At 71.4% G+C, this 4384-nt stretch carries 2 protein-coding genes; one reads left to right on the forward strand and one right to left on the reverse strand.

Annotated elements, in window-relative coordinates:
• Positions 1–136: 136 nt before the first annotated feature.
• Positions 137–2290: an acyltransferase family protein gene (locus ND747_RS20100; protein ID WP_308204664.1), complete on the reverse strand. Its 2154-nt coding sequence runs from the start codon at positions 2288–2290 to the stop codon at positions 137–139.
• A 720-nt stretch (positions 2291–3010) separates the two neighbouring features.
• Here ND747_RS20100 and ND747_RS20105 point away from each other — a divergent pair.
• Positions 3011–4384 (forward strand): glycosyltransferase family 39 protein (locus ND747_RS20105; RefSeq protein ID WP_308204665.1); only part of this gene is annotated, 1374 nt, incomplete at its 3' end.

Raw genomic sequence — 4384 nt, forward strand, 5'->3', positions numbered from 1 at the left:
CCTTCGCGGTCAACAACTCACCCAGATACAACCCGTCCTGCCCGGTAATCCCGGTAATCAGCGCACGCGGCACGTCGATCCTCCTGTTGACCACCTGGTACTGGTCGGAAGGTTAGCGTCAGGTAAACACGGACGTTCAGCCGGGTCCCACGCCCGTGGCTTGTGGGACGGAGTCGGATGCGGGTGCAGGCGCGGACGGTGTGAGCGTGCGGGCGATCTGCAGCAGCTGAGGAATGATCGCGGCCCCGATCCGCTGGCCACCGCCGGCCGAGATGTGTACGCCGTCGTCGTCGCGCAGGCGGACCCCGTCCAGTTCGTCGACGTATCGGTTACCGGGCGTGAGAACGGCGGCCAGATCAATAATGCTCGTGCCAGGATGCCGGTTGGCGGCCTGGTGGAGCAGCTCGTTGAACCGGAGCACTCGCTCCGGCTGGGTCTCCGGATAGATGCCGCCGTCCGGCGCCTCGGTGGGTTTGAAGATCGGCGTAGTGAGAAGCACCACTTTTGCGCCTTTTGCGCCGAGTGTAGTGATGGCGAGATCGAGCTCGCGGGCGAGGTAGGCGTCGAAGGCCGGTTCGCCGATGTGCGTCCAGCGACCGTTCTGCAGCTGGTCGGTGACCTCCCAGCGGCCGACGAGCAGCATCGCGATGGCCGGATCGACCTCGTTGATCTCGCGGGCGAACCGGGCCGGCCACTGGTCGCAGCCGTCGGTGGGTGGTCCGGCCTGGCCGAGGATGCGCCGCTGCATGCCCCGGGCGACGCCGCAGCCGAGCATCGAGTAGTCGTGCATCTGCAGGCCCTGGGCGGCGGCCATCGTCGAGAACGCGCTGTAGTCCAGAGTGAGCGCCACCGAGTCACCACCGAGCGAGACCTTGACCGGCCCCGCCGCGCCCGTCCTCGAGTAGGCGATCGCCGGTACCGGGGCGCTCTGCGCCTGCCGGGCCAGCGCCTCGAGCTGGGCGGGGGTGCGCACCGAGCCCGGCGTCCCGGCGGTGGCGACGAGAATCACCGCCAGCACGCTCGCGAACACCGCCGGGACCATCACCCGGGGCCTGGGCAGTCGGATCCGACCACGCCGGATCGGGTTCTCCACCAGGTGGAACGACGTCAACGTGATGGCGAGCGTGGCCGCCAGGCGCAGCCCGAGCAGCCCGACACCGGTCACGCCGGTCCGGGTGGCCGTGAGCGTGAGAAACACCGGCCAGTGCCACAGGTACAGACCGTAGGAGATCCGGCCGATGAAGGTCAGCGGCGCCAGCGACAGAAACCGCGACAGCGGCCCCTTCGGCGCCTCGACCAGCGCGGCGACCAGCACCATCACCAGCAGCGCGACCCCGAGGAAGCCCCCCAGGTAGAGCGGCCGACTCTGGCCGCTCACCGTCATCCAGACCACCAGCAGCGCCGCCGCGGCGACGCAGCCGGCGACGGAGAGCACCGAGCGCGCCCGCTCGGAGATCGGCCGGGTGCGCTGTCCCCGCCACACCGCCAGGGCCGCGCCGACCAGCAGAGCCTGCGAGCGACTGTCCGTCCCGTAGTAGATCCGGGACGCATCGGTGCCGGTCAGCAGCAGGCCGGCACCGATCAGCGCCGAGGCCACCGCGCCCAGCACCGCCACGGACAGGGCCAACGACTGGGCCTTCTGCCGCTGCCGTCGCCAGCGGTCCACCGTGCGTGCGCTGTGGCGCATCAGCAGGAACACCACCAGTGGCCACAGGACGTAGAACTGCTCCTCGACCGACAACGACCAGGTATGCAACAGCGGCGACGGAGCGGAGAAATGGTTGAAGTAGCTCTGGTCGGACAGCGCAAAGCGCCAGTTGGCGACGTAGAGCAGGGTCGAAAGGGCGTCAAGGCGCACCGTCGCCACGTCGCCGGGAGCGGCGATCCAGCGGGCATAGGCCGCCACGCCCACGAGGAGCAGCAACAGCGCGGGCATCAGGCGGCGGGACCGCCGGATCCAGAAACTGCGCAGGTCGATACGCCGGGTGTTGCGGTACTCGGTGACCAGCAGACCGGTGATGAGAAACCCGGAGAGCACAAAGAACGTGTCGACGCCCAGCAGGCCGCCCGGCATCCAGGAGATCCCGGCGTGATAGGCGATCACGGCCATCACCGCGAAGGCGCGCAGGCCGTCCAGCGCCGGCAGGTGTCCCAGGGGAGCAAGGACCGGTCCGGTGGCGTCCAGGTCGTCGATCGCGCGCAGGCGGGTCGTTGCGGGGGCGTCGCGGGCCCCGTCCCGCTGCGAGCCGGCGCCGCGCCGGACGTCGGAGACACCGCGTCCGGTCCGCACGCCCCGGACCTCCGGTGTGCCCCGGACCTCCGGTGTGCCCCGGACCTCCCGCCCGTCCACGCCGGAGATCGGCCGCGGCTGGACAGGACGGGCCTCGCGGTGGCGCGGTGGCGCGGGAACGCGACGCTCGTCACCGGATGGATACGGCTGGACCGGGGCCCGTCCGGGTGACTGCGCCGACGGCGGGAGCCCGGCACCGTTGGGCCAGGCCCGTGGGGTGGCGGGGCGGGGCGCCTCGTCGGCCTGGACGCCCGTGCGGGCTGTGCCGCGTCGGTGGGAGCCACCACCGATCCGGGTCGCCGGCCGGTTGCCACGGGTCACGATCGGAGTGGTGGCTGGTTGCGTGTCCGTGGCGGGCTGCCCGGACCGGCCGCCCGAGGCAAGGGGGACCGTGTCGGCGTCGTTGGTGGTCAGCCTGTCCCTCCTCCTCGCCGTCGTCGTTCGGGCGTCGGTGGTGCGATCGCTGCGTGCGATATTGTGCCCCGTTTGCCGGTCGGGCCACCCGTGGGTGTACCGCCATGGCGACACCCGCTTGCCGCGGCTTCCCCGGGTGGGTGAGGGCCGCACACCTGGCCGGCAGGCCCCGACCAGACCACGCCGAGGGCGCCCGACCGAAAAGGCTAGCCGCAGGGCGCCGTGGGCGTGCACGCGCGGTGCATCCGAGCCGTTCGTCGGGGATGCACTTTCTGGTCGGGTGCACGTCGTTGGTACCTTGCGGCCGTGTCCGAGACGACAGCCGGGTACCCACGTACGGTGGATGCGCAGGCGATGCCGCGTGGCGGCGGGTGGCCCTGGCTGACCGGGTTCGGTGGGACCGGTCACGCCCGTCATCGCGCCCGGATGCGTCGATGGAAGACCTGGCTGACCGTGATCTGCCTGCTGGGGCTCGGGATCCGGCTGTTCTACCTGATCCACTGGTTGCACCCCATCCCAGTGCAGGGTGATCCCTACTACTACCACGAAGCGGCGAACCTGTTCGCCGACGGACGGGGCTGGCCCGACCCGTACGAACTACGCCGCTCCGGGCATTACGTTGCCGATGCCCAGCATCCGCCGCTGACCAGCGTGTTGCTGGCGATTCCCGCGCTGTTCGGGCTTACCAGCTTCCTGAGCCACCAGGTCTTCTCCTGTCTGCTGGGAGTCGCCGCGATCGTTGTGATCGCCCTGGCCGGGCGGCACGCCGCGGGACCGGCCACCGGACTCGTGGCCGCGGGCATCGCCGCGGTCTACCCGGGGATGTGGCTCAACGATCCGCTGGTGATGTCGGAGACGACCGGCATCCTGACCTGCTCCTGGCTCATCCTCGCCGCCTACCGCTTCCGGTCTCGCCCGGGCTTCGCCGAGGCCGCCCTGCTCGGGCTCGCGCTCGCCGCCGTGATGCTCGCCCGGGCGGAACTCGCACTGCTCGCGTTCGTCCTGGTGGTTCCACTGATCGGGCTGGCCCGGGGGGTCGCCTGGCGCCGTCGGGTAGGGCTGCTCGTCGTCGCCGCGGTGACCAGCGTGCTGGCCGTCGCGCCGTGGACCATCTACAACCTGACCCGGTTCAGCCAGCCCGAATACCTCTCGACCGGCCTCGGCACCACCCTCGCCGTCACCCACTGCCCGGCGACCTACTACGGCGAGCACCTGGGCTGGTGGTCGTTCGACTGTGTGCTGGCCCTGCCGCCGGCGCCGACGGAACGTTCCGAGCGGGACGTGTTCTACCGGCATCAGGCGATGACCTACCTGCGGGCCCACACCGACCGGCTGCCGGCGGTCGCCGCAGCCCGACTCGGCCGGACCTGGGGGGTGTTCCATCCCTGGCAGCAGGCCCGCCTCGACACGATCGAGCTGCGACCGCTGCGCCTGAGCCAGCTGGGGATGGTGACCCTGTGGGGCCTGGAGGTCGCCGCGGCCGCCGGGGTGGTCGTGCTGGTGCGCCGCCGCCGGCCCGTGCTGCCCCTGCTCGCCGTTCCGGTCGCGCTCAGCCTCGCCACCGTCATCGTCTACGGCACGACCCGCTTCCGAGCCGCGGCCGAGCCGGCCCTGGTTCTGCTGGCCGCGGTCGCACTCACCGCCGCGGCGCAGTCGCTGCGCCGACGTGCCGCCGGCTCC

The sequence above is a fragment of the Frankia sp. R82 genome (assembly GCF_023716925.1).
In the GTDB taxonomy this organism is placed as follows: domain Bacteria; phylum Actinomycetota; class Actinomycetes; order Frankiales; family Frankiaceae; genus Frankia.